Annotated in this window: 16 protein-coding genes; 10 read left to right on the top strand and 6 right to left on the bottom strand. The window is 41.4% G+C overall.

Annotation, left to right across the window (positions count from 1 at the left end; translation table 11 throughout):
- Positions 1 to 4 precede the first annotated feature (4 nt).
- Positions 5 to 2,071 carry a S9 family peptidase gene (locus ICL16_RS20295; RefSeq protein WP_190831228.1) on the top strand — a complete coding sequence of 689 codons (2,067 nt, stop codon included), beginning with the start codon at positions 5 to 7 and terminating at the stop codon, positions 2,069 to 2,071.
- A gap of 139 nt (positions 2,072 to 2,210) precedes the next feature.
- Positions 2,211 to 2,996, top strand: a complete 786-nt coding sequence (locus tag ICL16_RS20290; protein ID WP_190831226.1) for a DUF4058 family protein — start codon at positions 2,211 to 2,213, stop codon at positions 2,994 to 2,996.
- Positions 2,997 to 2,999: 3 nt separating this feature from the next.
- On the opposite strand, the gene ICL16_RS20285 is transcribed toward ICL16_RS20290, so the two are convergent.
- Positions 3,000 to 3,920, bottom strand: a complete 921-nt coding sequence (locus ICL16_RS20285; protein WP_190831224.1) for a S66 peptidase family protein — start codon at positions 3,918 to 3,920, stop codon at positions 3,000 to 3,002.
- Positions 3,896 to 4,966 (bottom strand): glycosyltransferase family 4 protein, encoded by a 1,071-nt coding sequence (locus ICL16_RS20280; protein WP_190831222.1) that lies wholly within the window; start codon positions 4,964 to 4,966, stop codon positions 3,896 to 3,898. The genes ICL16_RS20285 and ICL16_RS20280 overlap by 25 nt, the downstream gene beginning before the upstream one ends.
- Before the next feature lie 61 nt (positions 4,967 to 5,027).
- Here ICL16_RS20280 and ICL16_RS20275 point away from each other — a divergent pair, with 61 nt between their 5' ends.
- The 8 genes from ICL16_RS20275 to ICL16_RS20240 all read left to right on the top strand — a co-directional run bounded on the left by ICL16_RS20275 (position 5,028) and on the right by ICL16_RS20240 (position 11,861).
- Positions 5,028 to 5,885 (top strand): AraC family transcriptional regulator, encoded by an 858-nt coding sequence (locus tag ICL16_RS20275; RefSeq protein ID WP_190831219.1) that lies wholly within the window; start codon positions 5,028 to 5,030, stop codon positions 5,883 to 5,885.
- A gap of 90 nt (positions 5,886 to 5,975) precedes the next feature.
- Complete coding sequence (locus ICL16_RS20270) at positions 5,976 to 6,485, top strand: (2Fe-2S)-binding protein (protein ID WP_190831217.1); 510 nt, start codon at positions 5,976 to 5,978, stop codon at positions 6,483 to 6,485.
- Positions 6,486 to 6,624: 139 nt separating this feature from the next.
- A complete protein-coding gene (locus ICL16_RS20265; RefSeq protein WP_190831214.1) occupies positions 6,625 to 7,608 on the top strand; it encodes an FAD binding domain-containing protein in 984 nt (327 codons plus the stop codon).
- The gene (locus ICL16_RS20260) at positions 7,605 to 9,920 is read left to right on the top strand and encodes a xanthine dehydrogenase family protein molybdopterin-binding subunit (protein WP_190831213.1); all 2,316 of its coding nucleotides are present in this window, start codon (positions 7,605 to 7,607) and stop codon (positions 9,918 to 9,920) included. Before ICL16_RS20265 ends, ICL16_RS20260 begins: the two co-directional genes overlap by 4 nt.
- A gap of 96 nt (positions 9,921 to 10,016) precedes the next feature.
- Positions 10,017 to 10,250 (top strand): DUF2281 domain-containing protein, encoded by a 234-nt coding sequence (locus tag ICL16_RS20255; RefSeq protein WP_190831210.1) that lies wholly within the window; start codon positions 10,017 to 10,019, stop codon positions 10,248 to 10,250.
- The gene (locus tag ICL16_RS20250; protein WP_190831209.1) at positions 10,250 to 10,675 is read left to right on the top strand and encodes a type II toxin-antitoxin system VapC family toxin; all 426 of its coding nucleotides are present in this window, start codon (positions 10,250 to 10,252) and stop codon (positions 10,673 to 10,675) included. The genes ICL16_RS20255 and ICL16_RS20250 overlap by 1 nt, the downstream gene beginning before the upstream one ends.
- A 299-nt stretch (positions 10,676 to 10,974) precedes the next feature.
- Positions 10,975 to 11,586 carry a hypothetical protein gene (locus ICL16_RS20245; protein ID WP_190831207.1) on the top strand — a complete coding sequence of 204 codons (612 nt, stop codon included), beginning with the start codon at positions 10,975 to 10,977 and terminating at the stop codon, positions 11,584 to 11,586.
- Entirely contained in the window at positions 11,583 to 11,861 is a 279-nt protein-coding gene (locus ICL16_RS20240) for a hypothetical protein (protein WP_238360867.1), read from the top strand. The genes ICL16_RS20245 and ICL16_RS20240 overlap by 4 nt, the downstream gene beginning before the upstream one ends.
- 455 nt (positions 11,862 to 12,316) lie before the next feature.
- On the opposite strand, the gene ICL16_RS47305 is transcribed toward ICL16_RS20240, so the two are convergent.
- From ICL16_RS47305 to ICL16_RS20220, 4 genes are all read right to left on the bottom strand, one after another.
- Positions 12,317 to 15,307, bottom strand: a complete 2,991-nt coding sequence (locus ICL16_RS47305; RefSeq protein ID WP_190831205.1) for an AAA-like domain-containing protein — start codon at positions 15,305 to 15,307, stop codon at positions 12,317 to 12,319.
- Between the two features lie 13 nt (positions 15,308 to 15,320).
- Entirely contained in the window at positions 15,321 to 16,988 is a 1,668-nt protein-coding gene (locus ICL16_RS20230; RefSeq protein ID WP_190831203.1) for an AAA-like domain-containing protein, read from the bottom strand.
- A gap of 222 nt (positions 16,989 to 17,210) precedes the next feature.
- On the bottom strand, positions 17,211 to 17,882 hold the full coding sequence (locus ICL16_RS20225; protein WP_190831201.1) for a hypothetical protein: 672 nt from the start codon (positions 17,880 to 17,882) through the stop codon (positions 17,211 to 17,213).
- Between the two features lie 243 nt (positions 17,883 to 18,125).
- Positions 18,126 to 18,989, bottom strand: a complete 864-nt coding sequence (locus ICL16_RS20220) for a hypothetical protein (protein ID WP_190831199.1) — start codon at positions 18,987 to 18,989, stop codon at positions 18,126 to 18,128.
- Position 18,990: the final 1 nt, after the last annotated feature.

Here is an 18,990-nt window from a genome sequence, read left to right as displayed (position 1 = left end):
AACTATGAATCAAGATGATATACAAACGAAAGTCACTCCACCTGTTGCAGAAAAACAGCCTTGTGTTTTGGAGTCTGGGGGCGAGTGCCGAATTGACAACTATTTTTGGATGCGCGATCGCGACAACCCGAAAGTCCGAGCGTACCTGGGAGCCGAAAACGCTTATACTCAAATAATGATGCAGCATACCGAAACGCTACAAAAGCAGCTCTACGAGGAAATGCTTGCTCGCATCAAAGAAACTGATCTTTCCGTACCATATCGTAAAGATGACTATTACTATTATTCACGCACCGAAGAAGGAAAAGCTTACCCAATTTACTGCCGTAAAAAAGGTAGTCTTGATGCTCCCGAACAAGTGCTGCTAAATCAAAATGAACTTGCTCAAGGGCATGAATTTCTCAGTAATGGTGTATTTCAAGTTAGCCCCAATCATCAAATATTAGCTTATTCAATTGATACTGTTGGCTCCGAAAAATACAAGCTTTTCTTTCTCGATCTTAACACTTTTCAGTTCTACCCCGAAAGCATAAGTGAAACTCATTACTCTTTAGCTTGGGCTAACGATAACCAAACAGTATTTTACACCAAAATTGATGCAGCAAACCGTCCATTCCAAGTATTTCGGCATACTTTAGGCACTACAGTGGATGAGGATGTTCTCATTTATCAAGAACAGGATGAAGCTTACCATTTATATGTTGGTAAAACCCGGAGTCAAGCCTACATCTTAATGAGTTCTGGTAGCAGCGTTACATCAGAAACTTACTATTTAGATGCTAACAATTCCACCGCGTCTTTTCAATTAATTCACCCACGGACTACGGGTGTACTATACGAAATAGATCATCACAGTGATTACTTTTACATCGTTACTAATGAAGAGGCAGTCAACTTTAAACTCATGAAAACCCTGGTAGCCTCGCCAGCAAAAGAGAATTGGCAGACTGTAATTCCCCATCGCGAAGATGTGTTACTTTCACGCATTAGCCTTTTTGCTAATCACTTAGTAATTTATGAAAGAAAGGGCGGATTGCCCATTGGGCGAGTGCAAAACTTATCTACAAATGAGGAACATCTCATTACTTTCCCAGAACCAACATACAATTTTTATGAAGAGAATAACCGAGAATTTAACACTACTATTCTCCGGTACAAATACACCTCTTTAATCACTCCGCCATCTGTCTTTGACTACGACATGGAAACAAATCAGCAGGAGTTGAAAAAAGAAACAGAAGTTCTCGGTGGCTATGACAAAAGTCAGTACAAGAGTGAGTGGCTAATAGCTACAGCTAAAGACGGTACGCAAATTCCCATATCCATAGTTTACAAACAAGGAATCAAAAAAGATGGGAATCCTTTGTTCCTAACAGGATACGGTGCTTATGGTGTATCTTACCCGATATCGTTTTCATCCAATCGACTTTCACTGCTCAATCGTGGGGTAGTGTTTGCCATTGCTCATATTCGCGGTGGGCAAGAAATGGGGCGTAAGTGGTATGAAGATGGCAAATTGTTATACAAAAAAAATACCTTCACCGATTTTATTGCCTGTGCTGAGTATTTAATTGCCGAAAAATGGACATCTCCCAATCACCTAGCTATTTCTGGCGGTAGTGCGGGTGGTTTATTAATGGGAGCAGTGATTAATATGCGTCCCGATCTTTTTAAAGTAGTAGTTGCCAATGTGCCGTTTGTAGATGTAGTTACTACTATATTAGATACCTCGTTGCCGCTTTCCGCAATGGAACGCGATGAGTGGGGCGATCCCAATGACAAAGTTTATTATAATTATATGAAGTCTTACTCACCTTACGATAACGTTGAGGCGAAAGATTACCCAGATATTTTAATTACTGCTGGTTTGAATGATTCTCGCGTCAAATACTGGGAACCTGCCAAATGGACGGCAAAACTACGAGAACTGAAGACAGACAACAACGTTCTCTTGCTTAAAACTAACATGGAAGCAGGACACGGTGGCGCATCTGGACGCTATGAAAGTTTGAAAGAATTGGCAAGTAAGTATGCTTTTGTTCTGACTCAGTTAGATAATTACAGCAATTAGGGTAATTACCCCGTAAATTTTCGTAGGGGCAAGGCTAGCCTTTGCCCCTACAATCGTGGTTTATTTACTTTGTGAAGATTTGTAAGTTATACGTTTCTTAAGGTAAAATGAAAGTAATACCCGTGTTTAGTCATGACTGATGCCGTCGCCGTTTCCAGGAATGAACCCCTACCTAGAGCAATCTCTTTTTTGGTCAGAGTTTCATAACCGTTTAATTGTAGAACTTTCAAATACTCTCGTTCCTCTGTTGCGTCCAAAGTACTACATTGGAGTTGAAACGCGCACCTACACTGATGAGGGGGAAGAATTACTCGTTGGCATTCCAGATGCGCTGATACTATCATCACCAGAAAATCATTTAACTGAACCATCTCAACAATCTTCTGATGTTGCAGTTCAAAGCCCAATTAAAATCCGGCTGCCGATGCCTGCTGAAGTTAGAGAGCGTTATCTAGAAGTTCGAGAAGTTGGAATCAATACAGTTGTGACGGTAATTGAAATATTGTCACCGAAAAATAAACGCAAAGGGAAAGGTAGAACAGCTTATGAAAACAAGCGGTACAGAGTGTTGGGAAGTTTGTCACACTTGGTTGAAATTGATTTGTTACGAGGTAATTTGCCCATGCCAATGACGGGGGAAGCAGAGAAAATTGATTACCGAATTGTAGTAAGTCGTGCATTCAGTCGTCCTGTGGCAGATTTATATGGGTTTAGTTTGCGAGAAGCAATTCCTGATTTTCCGCTGCCGCTTAAGCCAGAGGATGAGGAATTAGTTGTCAACCTGCAAGATGCGATCGCACGAGTATACGATTTTGGTAGTTATGATGTTCGGATCGATTACCGTCAACCAGTTCCTCCACCAGCATTGTCTAACTTAAATCAACAGTGGGTAGACGAGTTATTAGCACCTTTACGAAGAGCTTAACAATTAAAAGCTCAAAACTCCATGATCAGCATCCAACTGAACTGGTACTCCTACTGGTAAAGCAGCATTAGGTGGTTCATGCCCAAAGGGTAAGTTTGAGACAATCGGAATACCCAAATCACCTAAGCGATCGCGCAACACTTCTTCTACACTAAAGCTAGGAATGTTTGGTGGTGCTTCACAACGAAAGAAGCTACCCAACGCAATCCCGTTGACTTTTTTGAGTACACCACTCATTCTCCACTGTGTCAGCATTCTGTCTATACGGTAGGGTAGTTCAGTCACATCCTCCAATGCTAAAATTACACCATCCAAATCTGGTAGTAGTGGTGTACCTACTAGATGAGTTGCCACTGTGAGATTTGCTGGTAGTAAAATACCACTTGCAACACCACCACCCCAACCATAACCTTTAAGGGGTGCAAGAGAACGACCTTCCACCCAATCAAATAAACTTTGAATTGACCAATCTGGTTCCGATGCTAAAGTTGTTAGTACTGGAGCATGTACGCCTGAAATTCCTTCTTGATAAAGACTCCACAAAAGGGCGGTGATGTCAGAAAAACCTATTAACCATTTTATCGTAGAGACGCGATATATCGCGTCTCTACATTCCCACGTCCAATTCTCCAACACGCGGGTACTGCCGAAACCACCTCTGGCGCAGAGGATACCGCGACACTCTGGATCGTTCCATGCTGTTACTAACTGATGACGACGAGCTTCATCTGAACCAGCTAAATAACCCCATTTGTCATCTATCTCTGGAGGTATTTCTACTCGATAGCCACGCGATCGCCATATCTCTACACCTGCTTGCAACGCCTCAAATTCTCGCAAAGCACCACTAGGCGCAATCACTCGTAATAAATCATTAGGCTTTAAAGGCGGTGGGACAGTTATTCTAAAATTTCTCTGAACCATTTTTCAACCCGATTACCCAATGCTTGTAGAGAAAATTCCGTTTCAGCTAGTGTACGGCAAGTTCGACGATTGATTTGATTTAAGCGCTGCGTAGCATCTACCAAAAGATTAACATTATCAGGTTCTACTAAAAACCCAGTTTTGCCATCAATGATAATTTCTTCCGGACCACCGCGACGATAAGAAATCACCGGCACTCCACATGCGAGGGATTCAATTGCCACATTTCCGAAGGCTTCTACCCAACGATGTGTCATCAACAATGCCCGACATTCGCGTAACACCTGCTGCATTTCATGAGTTGATAAAAATCCCAAATATTCAAACATGTCATTGGGGTAATTTTGGCAAATCTGCTGCCAGTATAATTCATCTTGAATTTTACCCATAATTTTGAGGGGAATCTGGGTAATTTCTGCTGCTGCTATAGCATCTTCTAAACCTTTTTCTGGTGAAATTCTCCCAATCCAAGCTAACTGTTGCTTTGGGTGAGTGCAAAATTGATACAGAGATAAATCAATGCCATTACTTAAATAATGTAAGGGTTGAGTTAAAGCGGGAAAAGTTGCTGCTTGAGATTTGGTATGAAAGCCTATTGTACCGGGAAACTGCTGTGATACTTTTGCAATAACTTGGTCGAGGGCATTGGAGAGTGAACCCATACTGACTAAGTGAGCAACGGGACGATGAAAAAATGGTGTGAGGTAAAAAGGCAACCAATCGTAAGCAAAATTTACAATCAAGTCGTAGTCATCTTGTTGACGAGCATAGTCCCACATATTCGCCAACACTGAATTATCTGGCATAGTAATCGGGGCTGTGCGTTCCTGACTTTGAGCAATGATTTGTAGATTACCGGGAATTTGTACTACTGGTAAATCATCCCATGTAGAACCTGCTGGGGCAACTATTTGCAGTTGATGCCCTCGTCTGAGCATTTCTTGGGCAATGTTACGTACAGTTAATTCTACCCCGCCACCGAGTCCAGTACCAAGTGGTCCTACGGAAGTGGAGACAAATAGTAAATTTTTGGTATCAGATGTCATCAGTGGCATTATAAAGAAAACAATAACTTGTTTTGCCTTTTTTTGAAAGAGCAAAAAACTTATGAAAGCGAAATCGAAAGGCTCGCGCCTCAAAGTTTGGCGTCCTCAACAAGTTGGACTTGAGTTAATGCGGGGCGTTTCTGCCTCTTACTCAACTCCTCGTCATTTTCATCAGGAACTGGAAATTGCCGTTGTGCAAAAAGGTAGTCCTTGGGAATTTCACTATCGAGGTGCCAAGCACATTGTATCTCCTGGCTGTTTCACCTTAACCCAACCAGGAGAAGCACATACAGCTCATGTAGCTGGTGAGATCAGCTGTACTTATTATGGACTGCGTGTTGACTCAGCTTTAATCGAAAATGCTGCTACAGAAGTGATTGGAAAACAAAAGGGGCTGCCGTTTTTTGTACCTGCGGTTGTCACAAACAAACACCTGAACAAGCTTGTTCTAGATCTTCATATAGCGTTAGAAAAAGCATCAGCTTCTTTACTCGAACAACAGTCTCTTGTTCTGGGCACATTAGCGCAGCTCATCCTTCAGTGTGCAGAGAATAGCCCCGTGCTACAACCTGTAGGAGCAGAAAACCAATCCGTAAAGCGACTTCGGGATTACTTAGAAGACAACTACGCAGAAAATATTTCCCTTGAGCAACTCGCACAGATTGCTAACTTGAGTCCCTTCCATCTCAATCGTGCATTTTCTAAAGAAGTTGGGCTTCCCCCCCATGCCTACCAAACTCAAGTGCGCATTGCTCGTGCGAGAACTATGTTAACCAATGGTTGGTCAATTGGGCAAGTAGCAGTAGAAACTGGCTTTACCAGCCAAAGCCACTTCGGGTGGCACTTCAAGCGACTGATTGGTGTCACCCCAGGACAATATCTAAAAGACAGCAAGAACTTGATAGACCGAGATGGTTAAACCAACTAGCTTTAACTATTAATTAGAACTTACACAAATCTCCTATTTCTTGGCGTTCTTGGCGCCTTGGGGGTTCATAAAAGGAAAAACATGATAAACGCAAAAGCTGCAGAAACAGTCAAAATATTTGACTCTAGTGACGTTACCGTAACACTACACGTCAACGGTGTAGCTCATGTGGTTGCCATCGAACCGCGTGTCACACTGCTTGATGCACTGCGGGAGCGAATTGGTTTAACAGGAACGAAGAAAGGTTGCGATCACGGTCAGTGCGGCTGCTGTACTGTGTTGATAAACGGCATTCGCGTGGACTCATGCCTAACCCTCGCCATCATGCACACGAATGACGAAATTACAACTATCGAAGGTCTGGTGCAAGACGGCAAACTACATCCCATGCAAGAGGCATTTGTCAACCACGATGGTTACCAGTGCGGCTATTGTACCTCCGGTCAAATCATGTCCGCTATCGGTCTGTTGGCAGAAGGTCATACCCACTCAGACGAAGAAATTCGCACTTTTATGACTGGCAACCTCTGCCGTTGTAGCGCCTACCCAAATATTGTCGCCGCAATTCGCGAAGTTGTCGAAGGTTCATGAAAATAAAACCACAGATAAACACAGATGCACACAGATAGCTTATCTGTGTTTATCTGTGTACATCTGTGGTTCCAAATACTTATTTCCCGGTGCTTAATACAAAAGCTAGTCATCAACAAACTACCTGAGAGAAGAGACAATGCACCCCTTTAGCTTCGTGCAAACACCAGACGTGAACGTAGCGATCAATGCGGCAACCAACAATCCTATGGCTACCTTCATTGGTGGTGGAACCGCGCTGCTCGATATGATGAAAGACTATGTTGAGAGACATGAATGTCTGATTGATATCAACCGCTTGCCGTTCTCAACGATTGAATTGACTGAAAACGGGGTAAGGATTGGGGCGCTTGTGCGCAACAGTCAACTGGCGGCAGATGCGATTATACAGGAGCGTTACCCAGCGCTGTCGGAAACAATTCTCTACGCCGCGTTGCCACAAATTCGCAATATGGCAACGGTTGGTGGCAATTTGATGCAGCGTACTAGATGCAGCTACTTTCGTGACACAGCCTTTGGCTGTAACAAGCGCGTTCCTGGCTCAGGTTGTCCCGCCATTGATGGGATCAATCGTGGACATGCCTTATTGGGAACGAGTGAACATTGTATCGCTTCACATGCTTCGAGTATGGCGATCGCTCTAGTTGCTTTTGATGCTGTCTTAAACACGCAAAGCAATACAGGAACACGTCGCATTCCACTTACAGATTTTTACCTTCTACCAGGCGACACACCGCACTTGGAAACTGTACTCCAGCATGGTGAGATGATTACCTCAGTGGATTTACCTACGAAGGCGTACTTTGCCCACTCGACTCATGCTAAGGTACGCGATCGACAGTTGTACTCCAATGTCACAGTTGTTACCGCCCTAGATATCAAAGACAACGTTATACAGGAAGCTCGCATTGCGCTTGGCGGCGTCGCATCAATACCGTGGCGTGCTTACCAAGCAGAAGCAGTTCTTGTTGGTACAAATGCCAATGAAGACGCTTTGAGAGCAGCGGCGGATGCTGCAGTTGATGGTATGTGTGTAACAGAACACAACCAATTCAAAGTGGAATTGACCAAGCGTCTTGTAGTACGTTCTTTACGTCAGTCAAAAGGAGAACACAGAGCATGAGTACAATCAACCAAAATCACATTGGCAAACCGATTAGTCGTGTTGATGGACCGCTTAAAGTATCTGGCGCAGCACGTTACTCCGCTGAGTTCTCGATGGAACATTTGGCTTATGGTGTACTAGTTAAGAGTACGATCGCCAAAGGACGCATCAAAAATATCGACACTTCTGCTGCTGAAGCTGCTCCGGGCTTTCTCGGTATCTTAACTCATTTGAATACACCAAAGTTCGGTGAATTGCCAGAATACATTCAGCCGCTCGATCCGACGTTTGCCGCGCAAAGCCATTTGCCGATGCAGGATGACCGGATTGATCATCAAGGTCAACACATTGCGGTGGTGATTGCTGATACCTTCGAGCGTGCCACCCACGCTGCCGCACTCGTGCAAGTAGAGTATGAAGAAGAACCAGCAATTACCACCTTTGAAGCAGCTTTGGCGCAGGATGAAGGGACTACGCCACACCCCCTGTCTTCATGTCTACCTAAAGCATTTCGACCATTAAGCGATAAGTTTGCACCTCATGATATCATAGGCGAAGGACCAGATTACAGTCGCGGTGATGTGTCCAAAGGTTTCTCAGAAGCTGATGTGGTACTTGATCTTACCTACACGTCGCCAGTGCATCACCACAACTGCATGGAATTGCATTCTACCACCGCAGCTTGGGAAGGCGATCGCCTACTCGTTCACGATTCTTCCAATGCTGTCTTTGGCTGCCAAAACGTTCTAGCAACTACGCTGAAGATACCAATATCGAATGTACGTGTAATTGCACCATTCGTTGGTGGAAGCTTTGGTTGCAAAGGTCGTGTGTGGCCACATGTTATTTTAGCTGCTGTTGCTGCCAAACATGTCCGCCGACCAGTAAAATTAACACTCACACGTCAGCAAACTTTCTTTTCTAACGGTCATCGCCCAGCGATGGTGCAACAATTTAAGATCGGCGCAAAGCGTGATGGAAAATTGACGGCGATTCAGCATGATACTGTGGAAGAGACATGGCAACATGAAAACTACGCGGAACCAACAGGCGCAATGTCGCGCATGATGTATGCCTGCCCGAACTTCTCGATGCAGCATCGTGTCGTCAAGATTAATGCTCCGAAAGCGAACATGATGCATGTTCCAGGAGAAGGGATTGGCAGTTTCGCCACTGAATCAGGGATGGATGAGTTGGCATACGAATTAGGACTTGATCCTATAGAACTTCGTCTGCGTAATTACACTGAAGTTGATCCAACTGATGGGCGTCCTTTTACCAGTAAGCACCTTAAGGAATGTTACCAAGCCGGAGCAGAGGCATTCGGATGGCATCAGCGTAACCCCCAAATCGGTTCAATGCGCGACAAAGATGGATTACTAATCGGTTACGGGATGGCGTCTGCTGAATACCCGTGCTTCTACCGCCAACCAGCTTCAGCAAAAGCCCAAATCTTCGCTGACGGTTCAGCATTAGTTCAAAGTGGCATTGCTGATGTTGGTACGGGAACTTATACAGTAATGACTCAAGTTGCTGCTGAAGAACTAGGTTTACCGTTGGAAAGAGTGCGCTTTGAACTAGGCGATACAGACTTGCCGCACGCGCCGCAACAAGTCGCATCGTTGGGTGTGAATAGTGTTGCACCTGCTGTGAAGGCTGCCTGCACAGCACTACGCAGTAAGCTAATTGGCATGGCAACGAGTCATGAACAATCGCCTCTTTATGGCAGAAAGGAAGAAGAAATAATTGCCCGTGATGGATTATACTTAAAGGATGACCCGTCGGTAGGTCAGACTTACAAGGAAATTCTCGCGCAAGGCGGTTCAGAGTTTGCACGTCTAGCAGTAGTGGAGGCACGGGCTGCGGCTGCACCTGGAGAGAACGTCATGAAGTACTCAATGTACTCCTTTGGCGCGATGTTTGCTGAGGTGAAAGTTGACGAGGAACTAGGTGAATTTCGGGTTTCGCGCTTTGTTAGTGCTGTAGCTTGTGGTCGCATCCTCAACCCGAAAACAGCACGCAATCAAATGTATGGTGGTATCATTTGGGGTATCGGTCACACTTTGTCTGAAGGAACGTTCACCGATCCACAAACGGGTCGCTACATTAATACTAATCTTTTAGAATACCAGATCGCTGACCACTATGATATACCCGATATTAAAGTAATTTTCATCGACGAGGACGATTCGCTGGTTAATGAAACAGGTACTAAGAGCGTGGGGGAGATAGCTAAGGTAGGAGTTACGGGGGCGATCGCCAACGCCATTTATCATGCTACTGGTAAGCGCATCCGCAGTTTGCCCATCACCTTGGATAAGTTGATGTAAGCTCCCCACAGCTATTCAGAACTGTGTGCGGTGGAAACACCACACACTATATCATCATGGATAATAATTGATTTTAATGCCATTTGGATTTCCCCTATGCAACCCATTCAACAGCAAGTCATTGAAACACTCCAAACACTCTCTGTTGCTGAACAACAAGAAGTTCTGGACTTTGCAGAGTTTCTCAAAAGCAAGCGGCAAAGACTATCATCCATGAACCAGGAACCAGCTCAATCCTTCTTGGAAACAGCCCAAGCTTATATCGGTGCAGGCATAGGTCCTGGAGACCTCTCTACTAATCCTAAGTACATGGAAGGATATGGTGCTTGATGCGTCAGCAAATCCTCCTTGATACTGGTCCCCTTGTCGCCCTCATTGATCGGCGCGATCGCTATCACTCTTGGATAATGACAGAACTTGCCACAATCCAACCTCCATTACTTTCTTGTGAAGCAGTTCTTTCAGAAGCATGGTTTTTATTGCAGCGTGTGAGCAATGGACGAGAAACTCTAGTTGGATTACTCAAAAGCCAGCAAATTTTGGTTGCCTTTCAGCTTACTGAGGAAGTTGAGTCAATTACTGAGCTATTAACCCGATATCTCTCCGTTCCTATTTCCTTAGCCGATGCAAGTCTGGTACGAATGGCAGAACTTTATCTTGGCAGCGAAGTCTTGACTCTAGACAGTGACTTCCTCATCTATCGAAAGCACAAGAATCAACCTATTCCAGTGATCATACCGGTGTCGGGTACATGAACTACCTTTAGTTACTTCGTACTTCGTCAACCAGGGGTTTCTACATCTCCTAGCCTCACCAAGGATTTCTGACGTTTCATTGGGAATTAACCTTGAATCAAATTTGGTTGGATGAAAAACAACGTGCTGAATTAGCTCAACAAGCAGAAACTTGGTCACAATAAGTATTAAATATGTCTGGTTTGTTATCAGAGCAGGACTCCATTGCTCTGCGCGAACCTTCGCCTTAAAGGTGGATGGCATTACAGTGGGCTGCAACACAAGGAATGCAATACAATCATGCTACAAACAGCTAACGTATGACGAATCCTTCAAATTTCAATCAATTCAGCTATGTCATAGAAGCAAATGTTGATGTCAAAAATGAATTGATTAGCTGGGTTATCAAATCACAGGAGTATATCAACCAATATTTTGATGGAGATAGAAGCAGGATTAGTAAAACAACTTTTGGAGATTGTGTTGCTAAGGTAGAAGCTTTAGTTGATTTCGTCATTGATGATAGTTATGCATCTTCTTTTCGAGGAGTCAGAGACGTAAACGATCGCTTACAAGCAGGAGCAATAATCTCTAGACAAATAGGATTCATTTTCCCTTATACTGAAGAAAGAATGTATCTATCCATTGATCCATTTACAACGCCTCCTTGGAATTGCTTAAACTTAGAAGGCGTAGAGTTACCGGAAAAGATGAAGGGGGCAGCAAGATGGTTAATGTCAGAAATAATTCAAGAAACAATAGATACAGAAATAGAAGGAATTACTAAAGTCCTAGCCATTGATAGAGCTAAAGATTTTTATTTAAATATTGGATTTCAAGAGAATCCTGAGTATCCACGAGAATTAATTCTCACAAAAGAAGCAGCATTAACCTTTCTACAAGACCAATTATATCGCAGAGGAGAAAGATGATGACAAGTGAGAAACATCAACCAACAACAGCAGACTTGAAACGATGGGAAGAATTGGATGAACTTGGGATGACCGCAATGTGTGGTAAGCCTATGTCAGACGAAGAATATGAACAACGACTTCAATCTGTGATTGATGGTAGTTGTTTTGCGAAGTATCTCAACAAAGTACTCAAGCAAAAACTTCAACTCCAAAACCAGTTGGCAGCACTGTCACAAACAGAACAAATGCTATTAACAAGAATTGCAGAAATTCAAAGCAAAAAAACGAGTTGACGCGCACACACGAGGTAATATATTTGTGTCAATAATGTTGCGCTTTATGAGAGAGTGTTGAAAACTTATGTCACGCAAACCACGAGAACTAAAACCCAACCGCCCCTTTGGGGAAGTCAAAAGTCAAAAGTCAAAAGTCAAAAGTCAAAAATAGGTATTTTCAGACTCAATCCATGCTAAAATATTAGCATTAGCTTTGATTTTAAGGATGAGTAATTACATACCAATTTCTGAGAGAACTTTTGAGTTTGCTGTTATAATAACAAAGCTTTGCTCTTACTTAGATAAACAACAAGGAACACCAAGATTGCTAGCAAATTAGTTAATTAGATCCAGTACATCAATCGGTTGACTTTTGACTTCCCCGCAGGGATCGCCAGGTATCGGATTTGCGAAATGCTGATTCTATCATGGAAAAAGAGGCAGTAATAAATAATTACAAATTTCAGAAAGCCTTAAATGTTACACTTTACAAGTCGCAACGCGAGAAAAGAAGTCCTCTGTGTATCCATGATTTGTCCGCCTCGTCCGAAATATACCACGCTCATAGGCAGGCTGCCCCTTACGTAAAAAGGGTTATTATTTATACGATCAAACAGTTTTTCTCTACTCAAAAACGGTTCTTCTTGACTCACGCTATTCCCTGAACCTCCCGTTTCAATTTTGTCATCATACCATCCAACTGCTGTAGCAAAGCGAAGATAATTTTCATAATCTTTCTGAGTTGAGTCTTTTACTTCTATACCTAGCCTATTCCCTGTATTAATCCATATTTCTTTTTGTACACTGAAGCCAAAACGTTTGTCTGAATTAACCCACAATCTGTTTATTTTTTGCAGGTCATAGCAAGAAAAATTATTAATAGAGTAGGTAGTTAAATAGTTTTCTCTTTCAGCAATATTATAGTTTTTTCTTTTAGCAATATTGAGCATGAGTTGGAATGTTTGTGTATCAGCTGCTTTCCAATTTTTCGCTTTCAAATAATATTCAAGTTGAGTATATAAATGTTGGGTAAGAGATTTTTCTACCTGTTCTCTTAATTCTGATTCTGTATTATTTTTGGAGATTAGCTTAATTAAAGCTTGATGAACAGATTCAATATCTTTAGCTGTGAGCAATTGGTTACTTTTTGTAAAAGGGCTAGTTTGTTCTGGGTAATTCTTAATAATTTTAAATGCTAATTTATAAGATTCTATAGCCAGATTTGTTTCTTTTTTTTCTGTAAGGAAGTTACCTTGAGCTTTATTGGTTAAAACTTGAATTTGTAATCCTTCATTATTAGTGATAATATTTTTATCTATTTGTGATAAAGTATCCTTACTTTTTTTAATTTCTTGTTCTGCTTCATTCCACTTTTTCAGATGTTGATATGCTTGTGAAATAGTAGCAAGTAATAGAGCCCGTTTAAGTTTATAATCTTTGACATTGAATGATAAACCTGCTAGCCTCAATGCCTCCTCTGACTCAGATGTAAGATTTACATTTCGTAAGTTTCCAGCTAATTCAGATAGTTTTTGAACAGTTTCAACTACTGTCCTAATTTCTTTATTTTTGAGTTCGTTTATTGAGTATTCAGATTTTATACTTTGAAGTTTTATTTTGATTTCTTTTTCGTTATTTTGGGCGGAAATTAGCTGTTCATTAGTTCTAGATATTTCCCTATTTTTATCTTCTAAATTTCTTTGTACTGTAGCTAATTTTTGTTCTATTTTTTGAGCATCTTGTTTTAATTTCAAAGCACTTTCTTGAATTCGTTTTTCATTGTTCTTAGCGATTTCTTCTTGCCGCTTTGCTTGTTCAGCAGTTTTATTAGCATTTTTTATTCTTTGCTGTGCTAATTTTTCATTGTTCTTAGCGATTTCTTCTTGCTGCTTTGCTTGTTTAGCACTTTTTTTAGCTTGAAGTTCACTTTGCTGCGCTATTGTTGCTTGTTTCTGTGCTTCGTCAACCTGTCTATTAGCCTTCTGCACTTGCTCTATACCTAGTATCACTGAAGCTATCGCTCCCAGCAATGTCACAAGCAAAATTATACTTCCAATACTAATTCGTCGTTGAGCTTTCTTATGAGCCTCACTTAATGCCTGATTTATTTTCTCTACTGCTGCCCGATCTTTTCTCTCTCTCTCCAAAGCAGCTTCTTGTTCTTTCGCAACGATTTCCTCTTGAATTTCTTTCTCTTTACTAGCTGCTAAATACTGTTTATCCTGAAAACTTAAGTTCTTTTCACTTGCCCATTCTTCAGCTTCTTGTAATGCCTTCCCTCTCAACAATCTTGACTCATCGGTTCCTCCAGAATCTACCCAAACCCTAAAATTTTCAGAGTAAGGACGCAGATTTTTTAATTGGTTTTCAATCCAGTGGGCGTCAAAAATTTCTTTATAAATGGGATTGTAAACTCTTAACTTGTTGTACTGCTTAACAACTAATCCTGAAAGTTGTAGCTCACTTTGTTCTAAAGTATTATCTGCTTGTAGCTCACTTTGTTCTTCAACCTGCCGAATTTGCTGATATAATTCCAGCAGATAAATAGCTCGTTGCTCATTTGAGAGAATGCGATCGCGTATCGTTCGTAAATGCTCTGGGTTATCCTGAGATTCCCAGTTTTCAATAATCCTTGCTCTTACTACTTCCCCAACAGAATGAGGATTATCCTTCTCGGACTCCTCAACCATAAACTTACACAACTTTTGAGTGAGAAACGGTTGTCCACCTGTCCACTCTAAGATTTCCTCCATTACTTGTTGGGGATTTGATACCTTACCCTTCAATCCATTAATCAGCGGTTGGACTTCTGAAAGACGAAAACCATGCAGTTCAATTCCTTCTCCAATATTAAAAGGGGTTTGGGTTTTATCAGTAATCAAATCGCTGGGAGTCGCCACCCCCAACAAAGCAAACGTCAGCCGCTCAAATACAGGATTATCAACTCGTTGATTTTGAAAAAACCGAATCAGAGCAAAAAAATCATCCAGAGAAAAATCCTGACTCAGTACCCTGTCAATTTCATCCACAAAAATGACTATCGGTTGCTGAAATTTTTCCAGTAATACTTGTTCGATAAACAATCTCAAACACATGACTGGATCTAGTATCTCTTGTTTTTTCTGCCACCATGTCTGCCAATCAAAATCAAATTTGTCTTCTAACTGACAACTTTCTACCAAAGCGTAAACAATCCCTCCATACCACTGTGATAGAGTTACCTTGTGCTTACCAATCCCTGTCAAGTCAATCGCCGCACAGATAATCCCATCAAGTTGTAACCGTTGCATAGTCTGCACCCGCAAGCTAGACTTACCCATCTGCCGCGAATTCAGCACATAACAAAATTTCCCTGAGCGCAATTTTTGGTAAAATTCCTCGTCCGCTTGTCGCTGCACATAGCTGGGAGCATCAACCGGGAGACTTGCACCAAGCTGATAGAAGTTGGAACTACTAGCTACCACTTTTCAAAACTCCTTATAAGACGCGGCGGAAATACTCACGGTAAAGTTGGCAACGGGGTATAACATGATTATTGTGTTTTTGTACTAGCCCCAAACTGTGCAATTTGTAAATTTGCATAGGATCTAATTCCACCCCTACATTTGAATCAACTACCCGTTTCAAACATGTTCGCAGTTCAGGGGAAGTTTGCAAAACTCCTAATAGAGAGCGTAAGTGATTATTATAAATCCCTGCTTCTGTTGTTGCCGACTGTAATAAATTTTTGAGAGTTACTTTCCCCATTGCAATCTCATACATCGCCAATCGCAACAGATAGGGGTGTCCTCCTACCATTGTCCTTAATTCTTCTAAAAGAGCATCCGCATCTTGTATTCCATGTTTTTTCACCAATTCTCTGGTTTGCTGCTGATTAAATTCCTCTAGTTCTACAGGTAATCCAGCATTAAAGGGAGATTGATGGACATCCAAAGGGATGTACACTTCTGTGGAATGTGCTAGTACTAAACGCAGTTTTTTCCAAACATCAGATATTTTCCCTTTTTCATGCCAAGAACGTAACATTCCCAAGAAATCTTCCACCACTTCACTATAAGTAAATAATCGGTCTACTTCATCTAAACCTAAAACCAGAGGATGATTAATTTTGGATAAAATATACTTCTTAAAGTAAGCTGTACAATTATCGTTGCTACCTAAAATATTCGTATTCCATGCCTCTGACACTTTATTCTCCAGGTTAAGCTCATCACTAACCCTTCCACAGAACCAACGTAAAAATTTATCAAGATTTGTTAATATTGCTTTGTCTATACCACCTAAATCTAAATAAACTGACTGATAATTCTGTTTTTCCGCGTAATCCAGAAGCCTATTCAATAAAGAAGTTTTCCCCATCAGTTTTGGTGCTTTAATCCGAATTAATGAACCAGGCTTCAAGAGTGTTTCGTAAACAGATTCAATGCCATCTTGTTCTATATAAAAAGGTGAATTAACTGGCACATATCCATCCGGGTATTCTAATTCCATTGTCCAAGAGTTATGTATATTATTTCCGGCATCTTGTTCAATATATATGTTTGTCTCTGGTTCTGGTGCAGAATTCTCAATCCCCAAAAGTTTTTTTTCCAAAACTGGTATTTGCCCTTGTGAAATGTCTTCCATTTTAATGGCAACCAATCCTTCATCAAAAGCCCTTTGAATAATATCTTGATTATCTAGATTTTCATACCCTAGTCCATCGTAAAATCCTTGAGCAAATACAATCGCGGCTTTGTCACCAATCGGCTGATTCATCCCAATTACATAATGAACATGTTGGCTAATTGCTTTTGCTGGTAGGGCTGAATAACAAGCGTTAAGTAATACGCATTTAACATAACTGGCGTGTAGCTTAAATAATGCTGCTAAACTTTCTGGTGATACAGGTTTGTGATTTCCGCCATCGTCTTCTAATACTAAACTGCCATCCTCCATACCATGTCCACAAAAATGTACAATTTGAGGACGTTCTTCTGCAATTGCTCTGCGAATATCTTGAGAACGTACAGCGGTTCTAATCTTAATTTCAAACAAATCCCGTTTTACTGCCCGTTTAATAGCTTCTTCTATTTCCCGAATTTCTTTATCTAAACGTAATCTATCCGGAAGTGCTGACAGAATTAATACTTTCTTCTTAGACATTACCTCAGCTCCCTCATCAAGAGCCAACCCCTGATCGCACAAGCTGCATGAAACCGTTTGTTAATGTTGTCTATAATACTAACATACATAGGTTTTAAAGATAATAGGCTGCTTAGAAACAGTATCCAAACAAGTCTACAAATCTACAAAACACTATTCCAGATAGATATTATCAATTTCAGTCTATTTTTGGTAGTTTGGTAAAATTGGAGCGATCGCCCTTTAGCGTATAGCCACTTTCCGACGCTGTTTACACATACATAATCCAACCCCAATTGCACTTATGCCAATCAGCGCCGCAGTATTGGTTGGTTCCGGAACCCTTTGAGTTGAGGAGACTTGAATTATACCACTCACTCTTACAGTACCTCTAATAGTACTTCTTGGATCTACTAAAAGATTACCGACTTGATTAACTTCAGAACTAGTAAGCGTACCAGTAGCACCAGAGAATAAACCTTCACCACCTATGATAGTAGCAGTGTTAGAAGCAGTGGTAGTTAGAGTATTAAAATCAATAAATCCAATACCATCTTCAATACTGTAAAATAACTTATTATTCTCAACTCCAAATAATGTTACTCCACCAAGTGGCAAACCTTCTAAGTCAAATGTCGCTGGATTACTACTAAAGCGATAAGAACCACTAGTTAAATCATTTTGGATGTAAAATAAGCCACTAGCTCTAGTCAAACCAAAAGGTGCATCATTACTTTCCCCTGAAACAGTATTTGCTGTGATGTTTTCAGAAATAAAGCTACTAACTCTAGAAGCTGCATCATAAGTGGCGTCAAAAGTGTAAGTCGTTTGGGCTACCGCGCTTTGTACATTTAACCCAAACCCTGTAAGCGTGAGAGCTACACCAAATAGCCTAGCTGTGAATGAGCGCAACATAGTTCACCTAAATTAAAGAGGGAAAATACTGAAACCTTTTCCCGTAAAATACACTATTATGCAGTTTTTGACTATAGCGGTTCTCATTTGAGTCCAATACAAACTTTTTATTGTGGCAATGGGCTGCTAAGCGCCTGCCCAGATTCAAAGGGCGTCTCACGGTACTACGAACTCGCAATGGATAATTATAGTACGATCTGTAACTTCTGAGTAATGTTAGATCCTTGGGTAGCAAAATTAAGTTCACCTCAAGCTACCTGAAATACATTCTGACGATGGTTCATTTTGGAATGGTGCTGATTTTAATTCTTCTTCCATGAAAGATGGAATCTCCCAAAGCTTGTTGTAGAGCAAATCTATAGCGTTTTTAATAATAAACTGCCGTGGCTGTTTAGTTGCCGAATGGATTGCTTCTATTTTCATCCCAGTGTCAGCATCCAGTTCCGGCGGTACATAAACTCTCGGTATCCCCTGCCCTACATATTTCCAATGAGAGCTTTTTGGGGTATCTTCAACAGGGGTGCTAACTTCAATTGTTGTTTGTTCTAAGTTTGAGTCCACAATCTGGTCGTCCTCATGATGGACTGGAAACTGAGCCTCATCAAGTACATTTTTCTCAGTAAACTCTTGTAGCAATGGAAACCCTTCAATTTTTTGGTTACGGGTATCCCTATTAGGGACTACTGGCTCAGACAGCCACTCCTCTACTGGTTTAAACCTATACTCGTTACTGTTGCCTGGGCGTTTGTTCTCTTCAAGAATATTCTGTTCGACAGCTTGATTTAATCCCTTCAGAATCGTTTTGCGATCGTGTCCTGTTCTTTTTGCAGTTGACTCTGCCGATTCTGTAAAAGTACCACCCGAAATTGTACGATACAAGACTTGGTTAAGAGTGAATGATTCCGCCAGTGTCGGCTTTGCCTCGACAATTTTGCAAAACTTGAACAACGCTACGTCTTTAAGTTCTGGTGGTAGGCTTTGTATCCACTCTAAGCTTACTTGTTGCGTATGAACAAAATCAAGTTCAGTTTGACTAGATGTAAGTTCTTCCCACTGGGAATCTACTCCTATGCAAGATGCAGGAGAATCTGATATAATTTGAGTCATA

The organism is Iningainema tapete BLCC-T55 (assembly GCF_014698965.1).
GTDB lineage: Bacteria > Cyanobacteriota > Cyanobacteriia > Cyanobacteriales > Nostocaceae > Iningainema > Iningainema tapete.
The sequence above is the reverse complement of the archived record's forward strand: the minus strand, read 5'-3'. Positions and strand labels throughout refer to the sequence as shown.